This is a genomic window from Burkholderia sp. KBS0801 (assembly GCF_005937855.2).
Taxonomy (GTDB): domain Bacteria; phylum Pseudomonadota; class Gammaproteobacteria; order Burkholderiales; family Burkholderiaceae; genus Burkholderia; species Burkholderia ambifaria.
Window position 1 is genome coordinate 824,514 of sequence record NZ_CP042179.1, and the last position, 22,612, is coordinate 847,125.

At 65.5% G+C, this 22,612-nt stretch carries 18 protein-coding genes; 9 read left to right on the forward strand and 9 right to left on the reverse strand.

Annotation, left to right across the window (positions count from 1 at the left end):
• Positions 1-7 precede the first annotated feature (7 nt).
• Positions 8-742: an SDR family NAD(P)-dependent oxidoreductase gene (locus FFI87_RS33250; RefSeq protein ID WP_138850622.1), complete on the reverse strand. Its 735-nt coding sequence runs from the start codon at positions 740-742 to the stop codon at positions 8-10.
• Positions 743-848: 106 nt separating this feature from the next.
• On the opposite strand from FFI87_RS33250, the gene FFI87_RS33255 reads away from it, so the two are divergent.
• Entirely contained in the window at positions 849-1,790 is a 942-nt protein-coding gene (locus tag FFI87_RS33255) for a LysR family transcriptional regulator (protein ID WP_138850623.1), read from the forward strand.
• A gap of 389 nt (positions 1,791-2,179) precedes the next feature.
• Here the strand turns inward: FFI87_RS33255 and FFI87_RS33260 are convergent, their stop codons facing one another.
• A complete protein-coding gene (locus tag FFI87_RS33260) occupies positions 2,180-3,232 on the reverse strand; it encodes an RNA-guided endonuclease InsQ/TnpB family protein (protein ID WP_138850624.1) in 1,053 nt (350 codons plus the stop codon).
• Between the two features lie 119 nt (positions 3,233-3,351).
• Between FFI87_RS33260 and FFI87_RS33265 the strand changes: the two genes are divergently transcribed.
• From FFI87_RS33265 to FFI87_RS33280, 4 genes are all read left to right on the forward strand, one after another.
• Positions 3,352-3,942: a dimethylsulfoniopropionate lyase gene (locus FFI87_RS33265; protein WP_138850625.1), complete on the forward strand. Its 591-nt coding sequence runs from the start codon at positions 3,352-3,354 to the stop codon at positions 3,940-3,942.
• Between the two features lie 548 nt (positions 3,943-4,490).
• Positions 4,491-6,092, forward strand: coding sequence for a Re/Si-specific NAD(P)(+) transhydrogenase subunit alpha (locus FFI87_RS33270; protein ID WP_012371936.1), 1,602 nt, complete (start codon positions 4,491-4,493; stop codon positions 6,090-6,092).
• A gap of 13 nt (positions 6,093-6,105) precedes the next feature.
• A complete protein-coding gene (gene pntB, locus FFI87_RS33275; protein ID WP_012371937.1) occupies positions 6,106-7,518 on the forward strand; it encodes a Re/Si-specific NAD(P)(+) transhydrogenase subunit beta in 1,413 nt (470 codons plus the stop codon).
• A 109-nt stretch (positions 7,519-7,627) separates the two neighbouring features.
• Positions 7,628-8,701 carry an NAD-dependent epimerase/dehydratase family protein gene (locus FFI87_RS33280; RefSeq protein WP_012371938.1) on the forward strand — a complete coding sequence of 358 codons (1,074 nt, stop codon included), beginning with the start codon at positions 7,628-7,630 and terminating at the stop codon, positions 8,699-8,701.
• A 154-nt stretch (positions 8,702-8,855) separates the two neighbouring features.
• Here FFI87_RS33280 and FFI87_RS33285 read toward each other — a convergent pair whose 3' ends face one another.
• Positions 8,856-10,019 (reverse strand): AraC family transcriptional regulator, encoded by a 1,164-nt coding sequence (locus FFI87_RS33285; RefSeq protein ID WP_186381769.1) that lies wholly within the window; start codon positions 10,017-10,019, stop codon positions 8,856-8,858.
• On the reverse strand, positions 10,019-11,653 hold the full coding sequence (locus FFI87_RS33290; RefSeq protein ID WP_138850626.1) for an AMP-binding protein: 1,635 nt from the start codon (positions 11,651-11,653) through the stop codon (positions 10,019-10,021). Before FFI87_RS33290 ends, FFI87_RS33285 begins: the two co-directional genes overlap by 1 nt.
• A gap of 320 nt (positions 11,654-11,973) precedes the next feature.
• Between FFI87_RS33290 and FFI87_RS33295 the strand changes: the two genes are divergently transcribed.
• Positions 11,974-13,074, forward strand: coding sequence for an AraC family transcriptional regulator (locus FFI87_RS33295; RefSeq protein WP_012371942.1), 1,101 nt, complete (start codon positions 11,974-11,976; stop codon positions 13,072-13,074).
• 26 nt (positions 13,075-13,100) lie between these two features.
• Here the strand turns inward: FFI87_RS33295 and FFI87_RS33300 are convergent, their stop codons facing one another.
• Entirely contained in the window at positions 13,101-14,594 is a 1,494-nt protein-coding gene (locus FFI87_RS33300; RefSeq protein ID WP_138850627.1) for a sensor histidine kinase, read from the reverse strand.
• A 92-nt stretch (positions 14,595-14,686) separates the two neighbouring features.
• Between FFI87_RS33300 and FFI87_RS33305 the strand changes: the two genes are divergently transcribed.
• The gene (locus tag FFI87_RS33305; protein WP_138850628.1) at positions 14,687-15,739 is read left to right on the forward strand and encodes an RNA-guided endonuclease InsQ/TnpB family protein; all 1,053 of its coding nucleotides are present in this window, start codon (positions 14,687-14,689) and stop codon (positions 15,737-15,739) included.
• Between the two features lie 13 nt (positions 15,740-15,752).
• Here FFI87_RS33305 and FFI87_RS33310 read toward each other — a convergent pair whose 3' ends face one another.
• From FFI87_RS33310 to FFI87_RS33320, 3 genes are all read right to left on the reverse strand, one after another.
• A complete protein-coding gene (locus tag FFI87_RS33310) occupies positions 15,753-16,475 on the reverse strand; it encodes a response regulator transcription factor (protein WP_105788721.1) in 723 nt (240 codons plus the stop codon).
• Between the two features lie 308 nt (positions 16,476-16,783).
• Positions 16,784-17,821: a LysR family transcriptional regulator gene (locus FFI87_RS33315; protein ID WP_138850629.1), complete on the reverse strand. Its 1,038-nt coding sequence runs from the start codon at positions 17,819-17,821 to the stop codon at positions 16,784-16,786.
• 82 nt (positions 17,822-17,903) lie between these two features.
• The gene (locus FFI87_RS33320; RefSeq protein ID WP_138850630.1) at positions 17,904-18,647 is read right to left on the reverse strand and encodes an SDR family oxidoreductase; all 744 of its coding nucleotides are present in this window, start codon (positions 18,645-18,647) and stop codon (positions 17,904-17,906) included.
• 195 nt (positions 18,648-18,842) lie between these two features.
• On the opposite strand from FFI87_RS33320, the gene FFI87_RS33325 reads away from it, so the two are divergent.
• Both FFI87_RS33325 and FFI87_RS33330 read left to right on the forward strand, forming a co-directional pair.
• Positions 18,843-20,339 carry a PLP-dependent aminotransferase family protein gene (locus FFI87_RS33325; RefSeq protein ID WP_012371953.1) on the forward strand — a complete coding sequence of 499 codons (1,497 nt, stop codon included), beginning with the start codon at positions 18,843-18,845 and terminating at the stop codon, positions 20,337-20,339.
• 360 nt (positions 20,340-20,699) lie between these two features.
• A complete protein-coding gene (locus FFI87_RS33330) occupies positions 20,700-21,200 on the forward strand; it encodes an Ohr family peroxiredoxin (protein ID WP_012371954.1) in 501 nt (166 codons plus the stop codon).
• Positions 21,201-21,315: 115 nt separating this feature from the next.
• Here FFI87_RS33330 and FFI87_RS33335 read toward each other — a convergent pair whose 3' ends face one another.
• Entirely contained in the window at positions 21,316-22,524 is a 1,209-nt protein-coding gene (locus tag FFI87_RS33335) for an NAD(P)/FAD-dependent oxidoreductase (protein WP_138850631.1), read from the reverse strand.
• Between the last annotated feature and the right edge of the window lie 88 nt (positions 22,525-22,612).

Consider the following 22,612-nt stretch of genomic DNA (forward strand, 5'->3'; position numbering starts at 1 on the left):
TTTCTCCTCAGAGTTGTGCCAGGCCACCGTCAACGGCGACCTCGCTGGCGGTCATGAAGCTGCTGTCCGACGACGCAAGAAAGGCCGCCACCGCGCCGATCTCGGCCGGATCGGCCATACGCTGCAGCGGCGTCATCGCCCCGTAGGCCTTCTGCCCCTCTTCGCCCAATGCCTCCTTGGCGAGTTCGGTTGCGGTCGCGCCGGGCGACAGTACGTTTACGCGGATGCCGGTGCCCTTCAGGTCCTCCGCCCACGTCCGCGCGAGGTTGCGCACCGCTGCCTTGCTCGCGCTGTAGGCCGTGAATCCCGGCGCTCCCGTGGTGCCGGCGCTCGATCCGGTCAGGATGATCGAACCGCCCGCGCCCATCAGCGGCAGCGCCTTCTGGACCGTAAAGATCGTCCCCTTCACATTGGTGTCGAAGGTGTCGTCAATGTGCTCGGCGGTGATCTGGCCGAGAGGCAGCGGGCTTCCCGCCCCGGCGTTGGCGAAGACGATGTCGAGGGTTCCGCGCTCCGCCTTGACCGCCGCGTAGAGTCGGTCGAGGTCGGTCAGGTCGCAGACCGAGCCCTTCACCGCACGGGCATGGGGCCCAAGGTCGGCCACCGCGGCGTCGAGCGCTTCCTGCCGGCGGCCGAAGATGAAGACGAAGGCGCCCTCTTCAATGAAGCGTCCTGCCGCGGCGCGGCCGATGCCGGTAGCGCCGCCGGTGATCACGGCGGTCTTTCCATTCAGTCTGTTCATGTCATGCACCCTTCGAAACAAAAGCGAGAAAACTGATTCTGGGGCTCTTGATTCATGAAGCCAATTGACTGAATATCTATAAATACCATCTACTTTCTAGATAGATATGCTGGACAACGTCACCATCAATCAACTTCGGGCGTTCGTCGCCGTGTGTGACCAGGGAAGCTTTTCCGGGGCGGCAAGGGAACTGAGGCGGGCGCAGTCGGCGATCAGTCACGCGATCAACGCGCTGGAGAATGCGTTCGACGTGATGCTGTTCGAACGAAACACGCGCAAGGCGACGCTCACGGCAGCAGGCCGCAGCCTCCTGCCCGATGCGCGCGGGGTGATTGCGCGCACCGAGGAAATGAAGATGCGCGCTGTCGCGATTGCCGAAGCCGGTGTTCCGCAGGTCTCGGTCGCCGTGGATACCTATTTTCCGCGTACGCACCTGATCGAATCCCTGCGCACCTTGCAAGCGGACTATCCGACGGTCGCGATCAATCTGCGCATGACGACCATGCAGGGCGGCGAGCGCCTGGTTCTCGACGGCACGTGCGCATTGGCGGTAACGATCACCGATGTGCCCGAGCTGAGCCAAGACTCCATCGAGCGGCACCATTTATGTGACGCGCAAATGGTGACCGTCTGTGCGCCATCGCATCCGCTCGCGGCAATCAAGGGGCCGATTCCGCGGGAGGAATTTGGCCGGCACATCCAGCTCGTCGTGACGGACAATCAGCCCGATGCGGAAAAAACCCAACAGGGGGTCGCCGGTGAACGCCAGTGGTGGGTGAACGATCTCGGCGCGAAGCACGATCTGCTCAGGGGAGGCTTGTGCTGGGGGCACATGCCGCGCCATCTGGTCGAGGAAGACCTCGCGAAGGGATTACTTGTCGAACTCCAACGGCGCGCGTGGCACATGCGCGCCCTCACGTTCATGATCTCCCAGCGGCGCGGGTACGCGTTTTCCGAAGGCGAGACACGGCTGATCGAACTCCTTGGCCATCGTCATCCCGTCCCAAAGGGTGGCAAGACCAAGGCCAGCGTCACGCGCGGTCGGTGACGGATTTGCCCGGCGACGCTGTGCGAACCGTGACGTGAGCACCGGCCGAATTCGTCGCGTTGCGGCTGCTTCCACTGCCTTGCAAACCGGCATCAACCACGCTGCCATTCGTCGCAGGTTCCCCGCGATCGCATCGCGACGCGTGTTTCAGGAACAGAGGCGGGTCATACGATGATCGCGGTCTGAGCAGCGGGCTGCTTGAATCCGAAATGCGGTCATCAACATGGTTCATCTGGCCGAAATGGATTGCCAAGCGACCTCCACGGAAATCCACGAAGAACCCACTGCATGGCGGTCGCTGCCAAATCGCCCGCCCTTTTTCGCTGTCCGGACGCACGCGTTTCTGCGTAGACTTTCATCTGATCAGGCCACTTGACGTCCTCACCCGCCTAAAGGCAGGTGATTCCCACACCTGGCGATGCACGTCCGCATCGGAGAATGTTCAGCGCAGCGTTGATATCACGATCATGCTCGACACCACAGTCACTGCAGGCCCACTCTCTTACTCGCAGTCCTGCGATACCTTTCGGCCGCGTCGTGCTGTCTTTCGATCCGCACGACGAACAGGACTGGGTAGAACCGCTTTCGTCGACTTCCTCGAATGTGGCTCCGTGCGCGATCGCTTTGTAGCGGAGCTTGTTTCGGAAGGACGACCAGGACGCGTCGTAGACGCTCTTCGCCATCCTGGTTCTGGCAAGTTTGACGGCAGATACGTTGCCAACCGCGATGTAATCGAAACGCCGCACCAGATCGAGCGCGAGCTTATGCTGGAAATCGGCACGGGCATTCGCCACCTTGGCGTGCAACTTCGCGATATGCCGCTTGTGCTTTCGCGCTCGCTGCGCTTTCGCGAGCTTCTGGGCCGCGCATCGACCAAACCGATCGTTAGGCAGCTTCTCGCCCGTCGAAAGTGTGGCGAAGTCTTTCAAGCCGAGATCGATGCCGACACCGGAACGGATCGGGCGGGCCTGAACATCGGGCATCTCGATCACGATATTCAAGAACCAGTTGCCGCGCGCATCCTGCGCGAAGTTGGTCCCATCCTTGATCTTGCCTTCTGGAAGCGGGCGGCTGTTGAACACGCGGAAGGCATTGCCGGCAAAGCGGAACGCATCACCTTCGCGCTTCAGGTCACGCCCCTTCAGCGGCACCCAGCCCAGCGATTTCCTGCCGCGATAGCGCAGGTAGGGCCGACGGTGCTGACTGCGCGACTTCGCATATTGCTCGCACGTCGCGTTGATCGTGCCGGAGTGGATACCGAGTTCCTTGCTGCTCCCCGTCGTCAGCACGTTCAGATCGAATCCCGTCGGCCACTTCTTGCTCCACTTGAGCGCATGCTTCTGCGTGTCATTGCAGAAGTTCCAGACGTAGTTCACCGCACGGCTCTGCTTGTTGAGCAGTCCGTTGAGCGACTTCACCCGGTAGCGGTAGACAAGAATCATGCCGGTGATCCTAACCCGTGGAAGAAGCTGCCTGTCAACAGCACTCCTTTCCTTCCCGCCATCCGCCCCGAAGGAAGTCCCCTTGGGGGAAATGGCGGGGTTTCTCTGAGCAAATTCTGATGAATGAACGCCCGAAGCCCATCGCGGATTTCGTCCGGATCGCCGCCGATCTGTTTCGGTCGGACAAGCTTCCGCCGGCCGCGCGCGCGTTCGCACCGCAGGTATTCGCACGGCTGCAGACACCATCGGATGACGGCAAACGGCTCACGGTCCGATACCCCGCATGCGAATGGCTCGACCCAGCGCTCGAATCGGTCGCGCGCGTCGACCCGACGTTCGCCACCGTCGCGCAACTGATCAAGTCGCTCGAGCCCGACGTGGGATGGTCGCGTCGCACGTCGGGAAAGGACGGTAGTCCGAACTATATCGACGGCCACGTGAACGGAATGATTTGCGGGCCCGGCGGCGCGGAGAGCCGCGACGACATCCAGCTCGGCTTCTCGTTGATGATGCCGCACGTCAGATATCCGAATCATGGTCATGCGCCGGAGGAAGCGTACGTGCTGATGACCGCAGGCGAATTCCGGCAGCAAAACGGCGCGTGGTTCGATCCCGGGATCGGCGGCGGCATCCACAACCCGCCGGGAGCGTTGCACGCGATGCGCTCCGGCGACGCACCGTTCCTCGCGATCTGGTGCCTGCTGAATTGATCCGGCGTTCGACGCGACGTGCCGACGGCGCCGACGGCGGTCAGCAGCCAGTCATTGGCCTACCGACCGGTCGGCATTGCTTCAGGCCGCTATTGAAAGGCGCATATGAGTTTCGGGACCAGCCCGATCGTGCCCGGCGAAGATGTGAACGATTCCACGCGCAGGCAGCCGCCGAGGGGAGCCGGCCATGGGAACACGCAAAGGAACCCGGTTATGGGAAAACACACCGGGTGCCGCCGCCCGCAGGCCCTCTCGAGCAACACCGCCGCACCGCGAAAGCGGCAGTAAGCGCACGCGGTCAACATCCGTTCGACCGACGCGATATTGCGCGCGCGTGGATAAAACGCAACAGTAGAACCGAACGCGCGCTCGACGCGCTCGTCCTCGATAGCGGCGCCGTTATGAGGCATACTCTATTCGCGCACATCGAACGATCGTTCTTTTTTAAACGCAAGCCGTCGCGCGAACCACTAAACACACACATGATTCTGGTACCTTGACGCACCGGCCCGCGCGCAATGCAATGGCCATCACCCATCTTTCACACTATGACACTACAGATTGGGATTCCTCTGGAGACAGCCACCGGCGAACGGCGCGTTGCGACCGTACCCGAAGTGGTCGAGAAACTGATCAAGCTGGGGTTTTCGGTGGCCGTGCAAAGCGGCGCCGGCGCCGGCGCGAATTTTGACGACGATGCGTATCGCGCGGCCGGCGCGAGCATCGCCGCGTCGGCGGCGGAGCTCTGGTCCGGCAGCGACATCGTGTTCAAGGTGCGCCCGCCGAGTGCCGACGAAGTCGCGCTGATGCGCGAAGGCGGCACGCTGATCGGCTTCGTGTGGCCCGCGCAGAACCCCGAACTGATGCAGCAGCTGGCCGCGAAACGCGCGACGGTGCTCGCGATCGATTCGCTGCCGCGCACGCTGTCGCGCGCGCAGAAGATGGACGCGCTGACGTCGATGGCCGGCATCAGCGGCTACCGCGCGGTGATCGAGGCCGCGCATGCGTTCGGCCGCTTCCTGAACGGCCAGGTCACGGCGGCCGGCAAGGTCCCGCCGGCCAAGGTCTTCATCGCCGGCGCCGGCGTCGCGGGCCTCGCCGCGATCGGCACGGCCGCGAGCCTCGGCGCGATCGTGCGCGCGAACGACACGCGCGCCGAGGTGGCCGATCAGGTCAAGTCGCTGGGCGGCGAGTTCGTCAAGGTCGACTACGAAGAGGAAGGCTCGGGCGGCGGCGGTTACGCGAAGGTGATGAGCGAAGGCTTCCAGCAGGCGCAGCGCGCGATGTATGCGCAGCAGGCCAGGGACGCCGACATCATCATCACGACCGCGCTGATCCCCGGCAAGCCGGCGCCGAAGCTGATCACCGCCGAGATGGTGCAGTCGATGAAGCCCGGCAGCGTGATCGTCGACATGGCCGCCGAACAGGGCGGCAACTGCGAACTCACGGTGCCCGGCGAGGCGGTCGTGCGCCACGGCGTGACCATCGTCGGCTATACGGATCTCGCGTCGCGCCTGTCGCGCCAGGCGTCCACGCTGTACGGCACCAACCTGCTGCGCGTGATCGAGGAGCTGTGCAAGGGCAAGGACGGCACGATCAACGTCGACTTCGACGACGACGCGATCCGCGGCCTCACCGTCATCAAGGAAGGCAACATCACGTGGCCGCCGCCGCCGATCAAGCAGGCGGTCGTCGCACCCAAGCCGCAGGCTGCCGCACCCGCCGCGGCCGCGCCGGCGAAATCCAAGGGCCACGGTCACAGCGGCGAGCCGATGTCGGCCAAGGCGCTCGCGATCGTGTTCGCGATCGGCGCACTGGCGTTCCTGCTGGTCGGCCAGTTCGCGCCGGCCAGCTTCCTGTCGCACTTCACGGTGTTCGTGCTCGCGTGCTTCGTCGGCTACATGGTGATCTGGAACGTCACGCCGTCGCTGCACACGCCGCTGATGAGCGTGACCAACGCGATCTCGTCGATCATCGCGATCGGCGCGCTGGTGCAGGTCGCGCCGCCGCTGGGCGAGCTGGCCAATGCCGGCGACCGTCCGTCCGGGCTGATCCTCGGTCTCGCGGTGGGCGCGCTGACGCTCACGGCCGTCAACATGTTCGGCGGCTTCGCGGTGACGCGTCGCATGCTGGCGATGTTCCGCAAATAAGGGGACGACAACAATGACTTCCAACCTGACTACCGTCTCCTATATCGGCGCCGCGATCCTGTTCATCCTCAGCCTCGGCGGGCTGGCCAATCCCGAGACCGCGCGCCGCGGCAACCTGCTCGGCATGATCGGCATGCTGATCGCCGTGCTGGCCACCGTGGCCGGCCCGCGCGTGTCGGCCGCGGGCATTCCGTACGTGATCGCCGCGCTGGTCGTCGGCGGTGCGGTCGGCCTGTACGCCGCGAAGAAGGTGCAGATGACGCAGATGCCGGAACTGGTCGCGCTGATGCACAGCCTGGTCGGTCTCGCGGCCTGCCTGGTCGGTTTCGCGAGCTATATCGATACGTCGCTGCAGCTCACCGGCGCCGAGAAGGCGATCCACGAAGTGGAGATCTACGTCGGCATCCTGATCGGCGCGGTCACCTTCGCGGGCTCGATCATCGCGTTCGGCAAGCTGTCCGGCAAGATCGGCGGCAAGCCGCTGCTGCTGCCGGCACGCCACTGGCTGAACCTGGCCGCGCTGCTGATCGTGATCTACTACGGCCGCGCGTTCCTGCATGCGGAAACCATCCAGGACGGCATGCTGCCGCTCCTCGTGATGACGGTGCTCTCGCTGCTGTTCGGCGTGCACATGGTGATGGCGATCGGCGGCGCGGACATGCCGGTCGTGGTGTCGATGCTCAACAGCTACTCCGGGTGGGCGGCGGCAGCCACCGGTTTCATGCTCGGCAACGACCTGCTGATCGTGATCGGCGCGCTGGTTGGCTCGTCCGGTGCGATCCTGTCGTACATCATGTGTCGCGCGATGAACCGCAACTTCATCAGCGTGATCGCGGGCGGCTTCGGCAGCGGCGCGGGCGCACCGGCGGCAGCCGGCGGCGCGGCGCAGCCGGCCGGCGAGGCGGTCGCGGTGAGCGCGATGGAAACGGCCGAGCTGCTGCGCGAAGCGAAGCGCGTGATCATCGTGCCGGGCTACGGGATGGCCGTCGCGCAAGCCCAGCACACGGTGTTCGAACTGACGAAGCTGCTGCGCGAAAAGGGTGTCGACGTGCGTTTCGCGATTCACCCGGTCGCGGGCCGCATGCCGGGCCACATGAACGTGCTGCTGGCCGAAGCGAAGGTGCCGTACGACATCGTGCTCGAAATGGACGAGATCAACGGCGACTTCCCCGAGGCCGACGTGTCGATGGTGATCGGCGCGAACGACATCGTGAACCCGGCCGCGCAGGACGACCCGTCGAGCCCGATCGCCGGCATGCCGGTGCTGGAAGTGTGGAAGGCGAAGACGTCGATCGTGATGAAGCGCAGCATGGCGTCCGGCTATGCGGGCGTCGACAATCCGCTGTTCTACAAGGACAACAACCGCATGTTGTTCGGGGATGCGAAGTCGATGCTCACTGAAATCTTCGGCGCACTGAAAGCCTGAGTGCGGCCTCGCGCGCGGAGCGGGCAGCCAGCCGCTCCCGCGCCGCGCCGCCTCCCCCGGCAGCAACAAGGCGGCATCATGTTCGACATCGTCCGTCGCGGAACCCAAGATGATGAATATCGATACCGACCTGCCGGTGATGGTGACCGGCGCAACCGGCTACGTCGCGGGCTGGCTCGTGCAACGGTTGCTCGAAGCCGGCGTGACGGTGCATGCGGCCGTTCGTCATCCCGACGATCCCGACAAGCTCAAGTATCTGCAGCGCATCGCGGCCGGCCAGCCCGGCACGATCCGCTATTTCCGCGCGGACCTGCTCGAACCGGGATCGTATGCGGACGCGATGGCCGGTTGCGGCACCGTGTTCCATACCGCATCGCCGTTCACCGTCTCCGTTCGTGATCCTCAGAAAGAACTGGTCGACCCGGCGCTGCTCGGCACGCGCAACGTGCTCGACACTGTGAACCGCACGCCGTCGGTCCGGCGCGTCGTGCTGACCAGCAGCTGCGCCGCGATCTACGGCGACAACGCCGATCTCGACGCGGTGCCGAGCGGCGTGTTCACCGAGGCGAACTGGAATACCAGTTCATCGCTGACGCATCAGCCGTATTCGTATTCGAAGACGGTGGCCGAGCGCGAAGCGTGGCAGATCGCCGGCGCGCAGCAACGCTGGCGTCTCGTGACCATCAATCCGTCGCTCGTCATCGGGCCCGGCATCAATCCGTACGCGACGTCGGAGAGCTTCGAGATCGTCCGGCAGATGGGCGACGGCACGATGAAAATGGGCGTGCCGGATCTCGGCATGGGCGCGGTCGACGTCCGCGATGTCGCCGACGCGCACCTGCGGGCCGCGTTCCTGCCGGACGCGAACGGCCGCTACATCGTGTCGGGGCACAACACGAGCCTGCCGGCGATGGCGGCGACGCTGCTCGAACGGTATGGCGCCGACTACCCGATCCCGCGGCGCATCCTGCCCAAATGGCTCGTGTGGTCGATCGGCCCGCTGGTGAACAAGGGCGTGACGCGCCGCGTCGTCGCCCGCAACGTCGGACTGCCGTGGCGCGCCGACAATAGCCGCAGCCGCAACGAACTCGGGATCCACTACCGCCCGCTCGCCGAGTCGATGAACGACTTCTTTCAGCAGCTGATCGAAACCGGACAGTTGCGGCGAGGAGCCGCTTCGTGATGTCACCGGGCCGGCAGGTCATGCCGGCCGGCCCCGGGGTGCGCGTCGACGAATGGCTGCCCGCCCCACGCACGATGAGTCGCGCCCCGACGGGAGCCGTCCATGGGATCGAAACAAGGATGCCGGTTATGGGAGCGAGGTTGAAAAAACCGCGCTACGCGCGCCGCCGGTAAGTCCCCGGCGTACTCCCCGTCCAGTGCCGGAATGCGCGATGAAACGCGCTGGGATCGTCGAAGCCGATATCGGCGCCGATCGCCGCGATCGTGTCGAGCGTGTCGGTGAGCCGCTGGATCGCGATGTCGCGCCGCAGTTCGTCCTTGAGCGCCTGGAATGTCGTGCCTTCGGCGGCGAGGTGACGGCTCAGCGTGCGCACCGAGCAATGCAGATGCTCGGCCGCCTCGTCGATCACCGGCAGGTCGGGCAGCGCCGCCGACAGGTATTGCCGCACGCGATGGCACACGAGCTGCTCGCTGAACGATTCGAAGATCCAGTCGCCCGGCGCGCGCGCGAGGAACTTGCGCAGGTTGCGCTTGCTCTGCCGGATCGGCGCGTCGAGGTAGTCGGCGCTGAAGCGCATCAGCGTGCGTTCGCAGTCGAATTGCACGGAGCCGGAGAAGAAGTACAGGTGTTCGACCGCATGGCGCGGCCGCGGACACGCGAGCTCGATCCGCAGCAGCGGGATCTTCTGCCCGATCAGCCAGGAACACACGCCGTGCACGAGCTTGAGCATCAGCTCCTGGCCGAGCGCGCCGATCGGGCCGATGGCCGGGTTCGGTCGCAGCAGCACCTGCGCGACCAGGCCGTCGCGCTTCGAGTCTACGAAGAAGTCGTCGAGCAGGATATGGAAGAACTGGCCGAAACGATGCAGCGCCGTTTCGAGGTTGCGCGCATCGAGCAGGCTCAGGCACAGGTACTTCAGCGTGCCGCCGCGCAACGGGCGCGAGAAGATGCCCGGCATCTCGTCGTCGAGATCGATCGCGAGCGTGCGGTACAGCGTCGAGAACTGCTCCTCCGTCACGCGCGCATGCGGCTCGCCGAGCAGCTCGAGCGGGATGCCGGCCCCGCGCAGGTAGCGCTCGACCACGTCGCGCTGCGCGCCCGCGCTCGCCAGAAAACCGTTGACGAGCGAGATCGGCACCGTCGCGCTCGGCGACGGCAGCGCACGCCCGGGCTGGGCGGAAGGTGAGTCTGAACCGGTCATCGCGTCCCCGTCGGTCGAACCGCTCGCATTGTACTTGAGCGGCCCGGCGCGGACTGTCGGGGCTTGCGCCGGCACGCCGGCCCGCACGTCGGCCGCCGCGCGGCGCGTCGGCGCCATCAGTCCGCGCGGCTTAGTTCCCGGCGCAGGATCTTGCCGACCGTCGACTTCGGGAGCCGGTCGACCAGGCGGATCAGCTTCGGCACCTTGTACGCGGCGAGGTTCGCGCGGCAATGCGCGACGATCTGCGCGTCGGTCAGGGCCGCGTCGGGCGCGGGCACCACGAACAGCTTGACGGCCTCGCCGGTGCGCTCGTCCGGCACGCCGATGCATGCGCATTCGGCGACGCCCGGCAGCGCGGTCGCAACCGCTTCCACCTCGTTCGGGTACACGTTGAAGCCCGACACGATGATCATGTCCTTCTTGCGGTCGACGATCTTCAGGAAGCCGGCCGCGTCGAACACGCCGATGTCGCCGGTGCGGAAGTAGCCGTCCGTGGTGAACGCGGCCGCGTTCGCGTCCGGCTTGCGCCAGTAGCCGCCCATCACCTGCGGCCCCTTCACGCAGATTTCGCCCGCTTCGCCGATCGCCACCTCGCGATCCTGGTCGTCCAGCAGCTTCACGTCGGTCGACGGCAGCGGCAGGCCCGTCGTGCCCGTGAACGCGTCGATCGACTGCGGGTTGAACGTGACCACCGGCGACGTTTCCGACAGCCCGTACCCTTCGCGGATGAAGTTGCCCGTCACCGCCTTCCAGCGCGCGGAAATCACGTCGATCACCGCCGCGCCGCCGCCGGCCGACAGCTTCAGCCGCGACCAGTCGACCTCGTTCAGCCGCGGATGGGCGGCGAGCCCCGCATACAGCGTATTGACGCCGACGAACACCGACGGCCGCGCGGCCTTCAGCACGTCGATGAAGCCGTCCATGTCGCGCGGATTCGCGACGAGCCAGTTCTCCGCGCCGATCGCGAAGTAGGACAGGAAGTTCACCGTCAGCGCGAAGATGTGATACAGCGGGATCGCCGTGACGACGACCTCCTCGCCCGGCTGCCGCGCGCCCGGCACGATCGCGCCGAACTGCTCGATGTTCGCGACCAGGTTGCGATGCGACAGCGCGGCGCCCTTCGACAGCCCGGTCGTGCCGCCCGTGTACTGCAGCAGCAGCAGATCGTCGCCGCCGAGCGCGACCGGCTCGACCGCGAGCGATTCGCCGGCGGCCAGCGCGTGCGCGAGTGCGATCGAGCCGGGCGGCAGCGCATCGCACGCGCCGGCCGGCGCATCGACGACGCCGAGATCGCCGCGGCCCACGCTCAGCACGGTTCGTATGCGCGTCCTGCCGACCACATCGGCGAACGTGCCCATCGATCCGCCGCATACCACAGCCACTTCGACACCCGCGTCGTTGAGCTGATGTTCGAGCTCATGCGCGGTGTAGAGCGGATTCACGTTGACCTGGATCGCGCCGATCCGCGCGAGCGCGACGAACACCACCGGAAAGGCGAGCACGTTGGGCAGCATCACGGCCACGCGGTCGCCCTTGCGTACGCCCGCGACCCGCTGCAGGTACGCGGCCAGCGCGGTCGACAGGCGGTCGACGTCGGCATAGGTGAGCGTGCGGCCGAACGCGTGGAACGCGGGGCGCTCCGCGAAGCGGCGCATCGCGTCGTCCAGCAACGCGGTTACGGAAGGATGGCGATCGGCATCGATCTCGGCGGGGATCGAGCCGTACGAGCCGATCCAGTGTCTCTTCGTCATGTCCTGCTCCTCGGGGGACGGCGCCGGGCAGCGCCGTTCGCACAGCGGCCCGCGCACCGTATGGTCAAAAGCCGCCGCCTGACCGGCGACTATCGCCTGCCATCGCGGCTTTGAAAATGATCCGGGCGGTCGAAAAGATGATCGAAACGGACACGCGGGCGCGCGGCGACCCGCCTGTCGCCGCTTCCCGCCCGTGCATCGGTCATGCCGTGTTCGTCCGTGCAGACGCCAGTGCATCAGGGTGAACCCTATGGCGCCCCAACGCGTTCCGGCGCAGAATCGCGCACCGGAACGATATCGAATCGGACGCTGAACCCGCCATGCCGCGCAGTGCGCTCTTGAAACCGACGGCCTCCGGCCCCGCGTCGCTGCCCGACGCCCCGCCCGCCCACGTGTCGCGCGAGAAGCGCTTCTCGCCGGCCAAGCTGGCCGTGCTCGTCGGCGTCGCCCGGGAACTCGGCCTCGATCCGGCCGCGGTGCTCGACGGCACCGGCCTGTCGCCGGACGCCGTCACCGATCCGTTCACGCTCACGTCGTCGCGGCAGTTCCTGAGCGCCGCGCGCAATGCGCTCGACCGCTACGACGGCACCGATCTCGGCGTGCGCGTCGGCCGCCGGCTGCATGCGTCAAGCTACGGGATGTACGGCTACGCGATGCTGTGCTCGGAATCGCTCGCGCATGCGTTCGATTCGGCCGTCAAATATCACCAGCTCGCGAACGGGATGCTCGCGATCCGCTGGGTCGAACAGGGCGACACCGCGTCGTGGCTGTTCCCGGATCCGCACGAAGCCGCGCTGCCCGAGCCCGACTTGCCGCTGTACCGCTTCCTGATCGACATGCAGTTCGCGCTGCACGTGACGGTCATCAAGGACGTGATGGGTGCGTGGTGCGTGCCCGCCCGCGCGCAGTTCGCTCAGCCGGAGCCGGCGCACGCGGCGCAGCTCGCCGACGCGCTCGAATGCCCGATCGCGTTCGACCAGCCGCACCATGTGTTGAGCTACCCGGCCGCGTGGCTCGCACGCGCGCCGCAGCTCGCGAACCCGATCACCGCCGCGCAGGTGTCGTCGCACTGCGCGCGCCTGCTCGACGAACTGCGCAGCCAGGCCGGCGTCACGCGCCGCGTGTACCAGGAACTCACGCGCACGCCCGGGCAGTTCCCGGACATCGACGCGATCGCCGACACGCTGTGCATGACGTCGCGCACGCTGCGCCGCAAGCTCGATGCCGAAGGCACGTCGTACAGCGAGCTGCTGACGAGCGTGCGCAAGGCGCTCGCGATCGACTACCTGAGCACCACGACGCTCAGCACCGAGGACATCGCGCTGACGCTCGGCTTCAGCGATGCGGTCGGGTTCCGCCACGCGTTCAAGCGCTGGACCGGCACGACGCCGAGCGACGTGCGGCGCAAGCGCGGCCGGTAAGCGCGCGGGCAGATCGCCGCCGGATTTCAACGCGTTTCGCCCGGCGCCGGATGCGCAACCGGCAGCGCGAACTCGAACACCGCGCCGCGTCCGTCCCGATCGACGAGCCGGATCCCGCTGCCGTTGAGCACCAGCATCCGGTGCACGATCAGCAGCCCGAGCCCGCCGCTCGTCGCCGTGCCGCCGCTCATCGGCCGCTGCGGCCGTTGAAACAATCCTTCGCGCCGCGCCTGCGGAATCCCTTCTCCGGTATCCGATACGGTCACCACCACGCGATCGTCCTGCGGCGTCAGCGCCACTTCGACTTCGCCGTGCTGCGGCGTGTGCCGCAATGCGTTGTCGAGCAGGTTGGTCAGCACGCGCTCGATCATCCCGAGATCGGCCGATACGACCGGCACGCGCGGCGGGATCCGCGCATGCAGTGCGACGCCGCGCGACTGCGCGGCCAGCTCGAACTTCTGGAACACGTCCTGCACGAGATCGACGAGCGAGAACGGCTCGCGCTCGGCCTGCACGCCGCCCGATTCGAGCCGCGCGAGTTCGAACAGCGCCTGCGCGAGCCGGCCGACCTTCGTGCTCTGCGCGAGCGCGATCGACAGGTAGCGGCGGCGCTCGGTCTCGGCGAGCGTGTCGGACTTCAGCGACAGCGTCTCCAGATAGCCGTGCAGCGACGTCAGCGGCGTGCGCAGGTCGTGCGAGATATTCGTGATCAGTTCGCGCCGCTGCTGGTCCTGGCGCGTCAGCGCGCGCCACTGTTCGCCGATCCGGTCGGCCATCTGCGCGAACGCGGATTCGAGCACCGCGATGTCGTCGCCGCGCCGCCCCGGCGGCGAGCGCGGCACCGCCGGCTGCGTGTCGGGCGCGCCGTTCGCGTCGAAGCGGCGCATCGCGTCGGTCAGCCGGCGCAGCGGGCGCGTGATGAAGCTGAACGCGGTCAGGCCCGCGAGCAGGCCGAGCAGCGCGACGACCGCCATCGACCACAGCGTCGTGCGCAGCACGTTGCCGGCGTCGACGCGCGCGACCAGCCGGTCGTGCGCCTCACCGAGCAGCACCACGTAGATGTAGCCGGACGGCGGCTGTCCCGGGCGCTGCAGCGGCGCGGCGCTGAACACCTTGCGCGCGTCGGGGCTGCGCGGGTCGTCGCCGAGGATCGGCAGCGGGTCGCCCGCGATGAAGCGCTGCACCGGCGCGAGATCGACGCGCTCGCGCTTCACGTGGCCCGGCGGCGCGTCGTCGCCTTCGATCCGCCCCGCGTTGTCGAGCAGGTACACCTCGACGCTCGGGTTCACGCCCATCAGCTGGCCGAACAGCGTGCGCACGGCGTCCGGGCGCAGCCCGTTCGCGTCCATCAGCGGCGTGCTGCTCGCGATGTGCGCGGCGAGATCGCGCGACAGGCCCTGCACGACTTCCTTCTCGCGCATGTCGTTTGCACGGATCTGCAGCCAGGCCGACGCGCCCGAGCACGCGAGCAGCAACACCGCGAACACGCACGACAGCCGCTGGGTGAGGGTCAGTTTCATCAGAATTTGCTCCGAGAAACCCCGCCATTGATGGCGGGAAGGAAAGGCGTGCTGTTGACAGGCAGCTGCTTCCACGGGTTAGGATCACCGGCATGATCCTTGTCTACCGCTACCGCGTGAAGTCGCTCAACGGACTGCTCAACAAGCAGAGCCGTGCGGTGAACTACGTCTGGAACTTCTGCAACGACACGCAGAAGCATGCGCTCAAGTGGAGCAAGAAATGGCCGACGGGTTTTGAACTGAACGTGTTGACCACCGGCAGTAGCAAGGAACTCGGCATCCACTCCGGCACTGTCAATGCAACGTGTGAGCAGTACGCGAAGTCGCGCAGTCAGCACCGTCGGCCCTGCCTGCGCTATCGCGGCAGGAAATCGCTGGGCTGGGTGCCGCTGAAGGGGCGCGACCTGAAGCGCGAAGGCGACGCGTTTCGCTTTGCCGGCAACACCTTCCGCGTGTTCAACAGCCGACCGCTTCCCGAAGGCAAGATCAAGGACGGGACCAACTTTGCGCAGGATGCACGCGGCAACTGGTATCTCAACATCGTGATCGAGATGCCCGATGTGCAGGCCCGCCCGGTCCGTTCCGGTGTTGGCATCGATCTTGGCCTGAAAGACTTCGCCACACTTTCGACGGGCGAGAAGCTGCCCAATGACCGATTCGGCCGACGCGCGGCGGAGAAACTGGCGAAAGCGCAACGGGCGCGCAAGCACAAGCGGCATATCGCGAAGTTGCACGCCAAGGTCGCGAATGCCCGTGCCGATTTCCAGCATAAGCTCGCGCTCGATCTGGTGCGGCGCTTCGATTACATCGCGGTTGGCAACGTATCTGCCGTCAAACTTGCCAGAACCAGGATGGCGAAGAGCGTCTACGACGCGTCCTGGTCGTCCTTCCGAAACAAGCTCCGTTACAAAGCGATGGCGCACGGGGCCACGTTCGAGGAAGTCGACGAAAGCGGTTCTACCCAGTCCTGTTCGGCGTGCGGATCGAAAGACAGCACGACGCGGCCGAAAGGTATCGCGGGACTGCGAATAAGAGAGTGGGCCTGCAGTGACTGTGGTGTCGAGCATGATCGTGATATCAACGCTGCGCTGAACATTCTCCGATGCGGACGTGCATCGCCAGGTGTGGGAATCACCTGCCTTTAGGCGGGTGAGGACGTCAACATGCGTCCCGCTGGTCCGGCGCGGCGAGCTTGTAGCCGCGCCCCCACACGGTGAGGATCCGCACGGGCTCGGCCGGATCGGCCTCGACCTTCGCGCGCAGCCGGTTGATGTGGGTGTTCACCGTGTGTTCGTAGCCTTCGTGCTGGTAGCCCCACACCGCGTTCAGCAGGTCCATCCGCGAGAACACCTTGCCCGGATGCCGCGCGAAGAAATACAGCAGGTCGAATTCGCGCGGCGTGAGGTCGATGCGCGTGCCGTCGACGCTCGCTTCCCGCGCGATCGGGTCGATCGACAGGCCGGCCACGTCGAGCGTGCCCGCGTCGATCCGCGAATCGCGCGCGAGCGCGTCGACGCGCCGCAGCAGCGCCTTGACCCGCGCGACGAGCTCGAGCACCGAGAACGGTTTCGCCAGATAGTCGTCGGCGCCGAGCTCGAGGCCGAGGATCCGGTGCACCTCGCTCGAGCGCGCGCTGGTGATGATGATCGGCGTGTAGCGCGCCATCGCGCGGGCGCGCCGGCAGATTTCCAGGCCGTCGACGCCGGGCAGCATCAGGTCGAGGATCAGCGCGTCCCAGTTGCCCTGTTCGAGCAGGCGCAGGCCTTCCGTGCCGTCCGCGCTGTGCACGACTTCGTAGCGCTCGTCGCGCAGGTGCAGGCTCAGCACGTCGGCGATGTCGGCGTCGTCTTCGACGATCAGGATGCGTTTGGGGTGGTCCATGGCGGTCGGCGGCGGCACGTCGGTCGGGGGCTCACGGTTGGGTGCGAAGGTTCTTTCGGCTGCCCTCTCCGGGCCGGCAGGCCGGCCTGCCGGGGAAGGCGAATGGCGGCAGCAACGCCGCGCTGTCGCCATTGTGCAAAATTTTGCCGGCGGCAGGGGTCACAATTCGTTTAAGTTTGAATCGCGCCCGTGACGTGAGCCAATGCCGGCAAGGCTATCCGATCCTGCCCCGGAGCGTCCGAAACGCAAAACGCACGCCCGTCTTCCCGCACTGCGATGCGAACGGCCGCCCGTCCGTCACGCACGCTTCAAGCCGCCAGCCCCGCCGATGGAATCGCCTGCATGTCAGGATTGAACCGGGTCATGCAGTTCAGATCGAGCGCGCGAATCTGCTCGGTCATGAAGTCGACGAAGATCCGGATGCGCGTCGGAAGATGCTGCCGGCTCAGATAGCAGATGTAGTGGCCGCGATCCTCCGGCACATGCTTCGCCAGTGCGACGACGAGCTCCTTCGACGCGAGATGGTCGCGGATCTGGTAGCCCGCCATCTGCGCGATGCCCGCTCCGTTCAGCACCGAACGCAACACCAGATCCGCGTCGTTGAACGTGAGGCGCGACGTCGGCAGGTACTTTTGCGTGCGGCCGTCGACATTGAACTCCCATTCGAACACGCGACCGCTCGCAAAGCGGAAATTGATGCACTCGTGCTGGTCGAGGTCGTCGATGCGCTGCGGGAGGCCATGCCGCGCGACATACGACGGCGCCGCGCAGAGCGCCATCTGCATCGGAATCAGTTGCCGGGCGATGATGCTCGAATCCTCGATGCGCCCGTTGCGGAACGACACGTCGATCCGCTCCGACACCAGGTCGATCGGCCGGTCATCGAGCAGCAGATCGATGATGATGTCCGGGTAGGCCTGCGCGAATTTTTCCAGCAGCGGCGCGACGATCTTCCTGCCGAACCCCACGGCCGAGCTGATGCGGATGAGGCCGCGCGGCGGCCCCTGCCGTAACTCCAGCATGTCGTTCATGGCTTCCACGATCTGTGCCACGCCCTGATGGCAGTTCTCGAAGAATCGCCGGCCTTCGCACGTCAGTTCGGTCGTGCGCGTGGTGCGCTGGAACAGCCGCGTGCTCAACTGCGCCTCCAGCTTCTGCACGTTGCGGCTCACGGCCGGCCGTCCGACGCCGAGCAGCTCGGCGGCTTTCGTAAAACTGCCCTCGCTCGCCACCGCGACAAAAGCAAGGATGCCCGCGTAGCTCGCACCGAAGCTCGCCGAAAGTGCATCGGCACGACCGGCCAGGTCTCGACGAGCGCCGTGCTCCGCTGTATCCGATTGATTCATTTCAGCTTCCCCAGACATACCGCTCATTCCGATTGTCCGTCGCTGGCCGGAGCCAACGAACCGCCACACTTGAGAACGCGAATCAGTTTCTTGCGAGCCACTCGTCGAGGCTGATACGGCCGAGTCGCGCAGGGCCGAGCGGCACCAGCGATTTCTCCTCGACGCGGCCGCCGTAGTAGCGGGCGTCGCGATCGGTCACCACCGCGCGCGTGTCGCCGATCGACCTCAGATAGCGCGCGACGATCTCCGCGAACGGCGCGCGGTCCGGGCCCGCGATCTCGATCGTGCCGTTCTGCGGCGCGGCGAGCGCGGTCTGCGCGACGAATGCCGACACGTCTTCCGCGGCGATCGGCTGAAACAGCCCGTCGCCGATGCGGACCGTGCCGTCTTCCGCGCCGGCATCCGCGATGCCGCCGATGAATTCCATGAATTGCGTCGCGCGAACGATGGTGTACGGAACGCCCGCTGCTTCGATCGCCTGTTCCTGCGCGACCTTCGCCGCGAAATAGCCGTTCTCCGGCATGCGGTCGCAGCCGACGATCGACAGCGCGACGTGATGGCGCACGCCGGCGGCCACTTCCGCCTTGCCGAGATTGCGTGCCGACGTGCGGAAGAAGTCCAGCACCGCCTGCGGCTCCCACGACGGCGCATTCGCCACGTCCACGACAACATCCGCCTCCGTCAACGCGTCGGTCAGGCCTTCGCCCGTGATGGTGTTGACGCCGGTGCGCGGAGATGCCGCAAGCGCCTGATGGCCCGCTTCGCCGAGCAACGTGACGACACGCGAGCCGATCAGGCCCGAACCGCCGATGACAACGATCTTCATCGCAAAATCTCCTGACGAAAGGTTTTGATAGGAACGCGTGAGGTCCGTAACGGGCGCCGTATCCGATGAAGTCGGTCATGACCGTCGCATCGCGTGGCTTAATTGTGGAAGAATCATGTCCTATCCATAAGTGCCAAGAATTGTCGATCGGACTAGTCCATGCCATGTCCGTGCCCCGTTACTCACGAGATCGCGATGCCTGAGCAAACATCCACGCTGACCATCGAGATCGACCGGCAAAATCAGTTGCCGATTTATCTGCAGATTTGTGAGCGCTTCAGAACAGCGATCGCCGCGGGTCATCTGCGTCCCGGCGATCGCGTACCCGCGCTGCGTGGTCTCGCGACACAACTGAGCACGGCGCGCGGCACGGTCGAACAGGCTTACACGATCCTGGTCGACGAGGGATATCTGCAAATGCGCGGCGCGGCAGGGACATTCGTCTCGCCTTCCCTGCCGAAATCGGTGACGCGGCCGCCGCCCAAGCGCACCGACGACTCCGCCTCGTTTCAGGCGTCGGACATGTCGCGCGACAGTCAGCCTCCACGGCGTCCGCAGCCAATCGCCGTCGCGATGAGCGGTGAGCCGCGTCCGTTGCAACCCGGGCTCCCCGCATTCGACGCATTTCCGCGCAAGGTCTGGCACCGGCTCGTTTCCCAGCGCGCGAGCAGCGGCGAACGCGCACTGCTGGGCTACCCGAATCCGGCCGGTTATCGGCCGCTGCGCGAACACATTGCAACCTATCTGACGCTGTCGCGCGGCGTCACCTGCATGCCGGAACAGGTGTTCATCACCAGCGGTTACCGCGCAACGCTGGAACTCGTACTGCGCAGCCTCGCGCGCCCGAACGACCGTGTATGGTTCGAGGATCCCGGTTATCTGCTCGCACGCAGTTTCCTGTCAGAAACCGGCGTGCAACTCGTCCCGGTGCCGGTGGACACCGAAGGGATCGATGTCGAGCGCGGCATGCAACTGGACGCGCAGGCACGCTTCGCACTGGTGACGCCGTCGCATCAGAGCCCACTCGGGCACACGCTATCCCTTGTCCGACGCATCGCGCTGCTGGATTGGGCCGAAAAAAAATCGGGCTGGATCGTCGAGGACGACTACGACAGCGAGTTTCGCTATCTCGGACGGCCGCTGCAGGCGCTAAAGAGTCTCGATCGGTGTGATCGCGTGATCTATTGCAGTACCTTCAGCAAGGCGATGTACCCCGGTTTAAGGCTTGCCTATACGGTTGTGCCGGAGCGTGCGGTGGAGCGCGTCGAACGAGTGGCATGCAGCATGAATGCCGGCTCGCCAACGCTGTTGCAGGCGGCCCTCGCGGATTTCATCGAACAGGGGCACTTTGCCCGGCATCTGAAGCGGATGCGTACGCTGTACGGCGAGCGGCGCACGCTGATCGTGCGCGCATTGCGGCAGGCGTTCGGCGAGCGGCTGATCGTCGAATTGCCGCCCGGCGGCATTCAGTTCGCGGTGCGGTTCGCAGAGGGGCCGGAAGGACCGGTCGACGACGTCGCCGTTGCAGCGCGTGCCCGCAACGCGGGACTTGCGGTCCTGCCGCTTTCGATCTGGTATTCAAACAGTCATACGCGACAAACGCCGCGCGGCCTCATCATCGGATTTGCAAACATCGCCGATGCGGACGAAGCGCACCGTCTCGCACAAACACTGCGTGCATGCTTGGATTGATGACGCGCGGCACGCAACAACTGCGCGGCCGGTGAGCGGCGGCAGTCCTCGACCCGGTGCACCGCAGGCGATCGCGTTTCTCGTGCCAGCGTTCGGATTGGTGTTCAACGGGAAACATACAATCGCCTCGAACGGCTATACCGTCGCCATTTGCGCTCCGCTAGCATGAAAGCGCCTTTCCGTCGACGAACCAGGAATCCGGGCTACACGCGGCGAGTGCCGCATTCCTCATACGATGGTTCGACCCGCACCGCTTCTTGAAGCCGCCATCTGCGCGCGTAGCGCAGCCCTTTTTTGCAAAACGCTTCGCCGAATGAACGATCTAGGGTCGGGGCGTCTCTCTGAACGCGAGCCTGCATCATGGATGACAAGACGCTGCAAGCCCCTCCTCTTTCCCTGCTCGACCGGTATCGCGGTCGGGATTTTCAATCTCTGTATGCGACGACCGTTACTGTAACCGGCGGCGAGACGGGACACGGCCGTGCATCCGGAGTAGTCCGCTCTGACGATGGTAATCTCGCTGTCGATCTGCGCCTTCCGACCGAGTTTGGCGGGCCTGGCAACGGAACCAATCCGGAGCAGCTGTTCGCGGCGGGCTTCGCCGCGTGCTTCCACGGTGCACTTAATCTGCTCGAAAAACGTGCCGAAATGGCCATTACCGATATGGCCGTGGAGGTGCAGGTTTCATTCGGCCGCGACCCGATGGACGGAGGCTATGCATTGCTCGTCGATGTCCGGGTCCGGATGCCCGGCATCGATCGCAGCATCGCGGAAGAAATGGTTCGAACCGCGGAGCGCTTGTGCCCGTACGCAAAGATGGCCAGACAAGGTACCTTCAATATCGTGACCGTCGTTGACTGACAAACCGCCGGCAGCATGGCAACGGCCTCTTGTCGGTGGATGGCGTTCATTGCTGCTGCCATGTGTGTGACGTCCCCGCCGCGCATCGCACGACACGTACGGGGACGCCGGCAGGTCAGCCGAAGGAGGCTTGCGGATTACCTGCTGCCAGTGCGTCGGCGCGATTCGGTGCTGGCGGATAGATCCACTGCGTGTTGATCATTTGCTTGCGCGCCTTTCCTTCGGCATGCGTCAGTTTGATCTCACGGTCCCAGCCTTCCGAATAAACAGCACCCCATTCACCAAGATCGACGCATGTCGCATAGAACGGCTGCGTGTATTCCAGCGTCGGCGCACCAAGCAAGTCGGCGGCGACGTTGTACCCGCCGAATTGCCCCATTACGATCGCGTGCTGGCACGACATCAATGCATGGTGCCCGTCATTGTCGCTCCGCGCTCGGGCCACATCGCCCGCCGCGAACACATGCGGCGCTTCGGCTACACGAAGATCACGCGTTACTTCGACGCGTCCGAGCGAATCGAGATGCGAGGAGACTTGCGCCGTCAGCGGACTGGCATGCATGCCACCCGCCCAAATCACGGTCATGGCTTCGATATGGGTGCCCGACGCGGTGCGAACGCCGTCCGCCCCCACCGACACGACGCGCGATCCGAGTACGGCCTCGACACCCAGCAAGTCGAAGGCTTCAGCGACGTAAGGCCGAGGATTGGGGCCGAGATCAGGGCCGATTTCAGCCTGCGCACCGATCACGACGATCCGAATCGTCGCATCCGTGCCTAATCTCTCGCGCAATCGCGCGGGCAATTCGGTGGCGACCTCGATACCCGTAAAGCCGCAGCCAACTACTGCGACGGTATTGCGTGCCGGCGAATCCGGCAGTTTGGCCAGCGCCGCGAAGTGCTCATCGAGCGCTACCGCGTCCTCGATACGATCGACGGAAAACGCATGCTCCGCCAGCCCCGGCACCGGCGGCCTGCTCAACTTGCTGCCGCTGGTCAACAACAGCCTGTCGTACGCGAGCAAACGCTTTTGGCCGTTGGAGCAAGCCACGCTGACCGTCTTCTCCCGAACGGCAATCTCTTCGACGCTACCCTCGAGAAATTTCACACCGACGGCATCGAACAGCGGCAGAAGCGGTGCAGCCATTCGCTGCGGCTCGCTTTCGTACAACCGCGGCCGGATCTGCAATTCCGGTTTCGGCGAGATCAACGTAATTTCAATGTCGCTGCTCGTCACACCGGCGCCATCCAGGACGCGCGCCGCGCTCAGTGCGCCCCACACGCCGGCGAAGCCCGCGCCCACTATCAAGATTTTCTGCGACATGATGATTGCCCTCGGTTGGAGAATTGCGATGTCGATGGATGCCTGTTGCAAGCCAAACAGGCAAAACGAAAACGTCGTCGCGCGAAGT

Excerpts from the sequence above, each read along its gene's own strand:
- pntB (WP_012371937.1), top strand. The coding sequence starts at position 6,106 with ATGACTTCCAACCTGACTACCGTCTCCTATATCGGCGCCGCGATCCTG.
- FFI87_RS33325 (WP_012371953.1), top strand. The coding sequence starts at position 18,843 with ATGCCTGAGCAAACATCCACGCTGACCATCGAGATCGACCGGCAAAAT.
- FFI87_RS33295 (WP_012371942.1), top strand. The coding sequence starts at position 11,974 with ATGCCGCGCAGTGCGCTCTTGAAACCGACGGCCTCCGGCCCCGCGTCG.
- FFI87_RS33310 (WP_105788721.1), bottom strand. The coding sequence starts at position 16,475 with ATGGACCACCCCAAACGCATCCTGATCGTCGAAGACGACGCCGACATC.
- FFI87_RS33285 (WP_186381769.1), bottom strand. The coding sequence starts at position 10,019 with ATGGCGCCGACGCGCCGCGCGGCGGCCGACGTGCGGGCCGGCGTGCCG.
- FFI87_RS33315 (WP_138850629.1), bottom strand. The coding sequence starts at position 17,821 with ATGAATCAATCGGATACAGCGGAGCACGGCGCTCGTCGAGACCTGGCC.
- FFI87_RS33300 (WP_138850627.1), bottom strand. The coding sequence starts at position 14,594 with ATGAAACTGACCCTCACCCAGCGGCTGTCGTGCGTGTTCGCGGTGTTG.
- FFI87_RS33250 (WP_138850622.1), bottom strand. The coding sequence starts at position 742 with ATGAACAGACTGAATGGAAAGACCGCCGTGATCACCGGCGGCGCTACC.
- FFI87_RS33320 (WP_138850630.1), bottom strand. The coding sequence starts at position 18,647 with ATGAAGATCGTTGTCATCGGCGGTTCGGGCCTGATCGGCTCGCGTGTC.
- FFI87_RS33255 (WP_138850623.1), top strand. The coding sequence starts at position 849 with ATGCTGGACAACGTCACCATCAATCAACTTCGGGCGTTCGTCGCCGTG.
- FFI87_RS33305 (WP_138850628.1), top strand. The coding sequence starts at position 14,687 with ATGATCCTTGTCTACCGCTACCGCGTGAAGTCGCTCAACGGACTGCTC.
- FFI87_RS33290 (WP_138850626.1), bottom strand. The coding sequence starts at position 11,653 with ATGACGAAGAGACACTGGATCGGCTCGTACGGCTCGATCCCCGCCGAG.
- FFI87_RS33330 (WP_012371954.1), top strand. The coding sequence starts at position 20,700 with ATGGATGACAAGACGCTGCAAGCCCCTCCTCTTTCCCTGCTCGACCGG.
- FFI87_RS33280 (WP_012371938.1), top strand. The coding sequence starts at position 7,628 with ATGATGAATATCGATACCGACCTGCCGGTGATGGTGACCGGCGCAACC.
- FFI87_RS33335 (WP_138850631.1), bottom strand. The coding sequence starts at position 22,524 with ATGTCGCAGAAAATCTTGATAGTGGGCGCGGGCTTCGCCGGCGTGTGG.
- FFI87_RS33265 (WP_138850625.1), top strand. The coding sequence starts at position 3,352 with ATGAATGAACGCCCGAAGCCCATCGCGGATTTCGTCCGGATCGCCGCC.
- FFI87_RS33260 (WP_138850624.1), bottom strand. The coding sequence starts at position 3,232 with ATGATTCTTGTCTACCGCTACCGGGTGAAGTCGCTCAACGGACTGCTC.
- FFI87_RS33270 (WP_012371936.1), top strand. The coding sequence starts at position 4,491 with ATGACACTACAGATTGGGATTCCTCTGGAGACAGCCACCGGCGAACGG.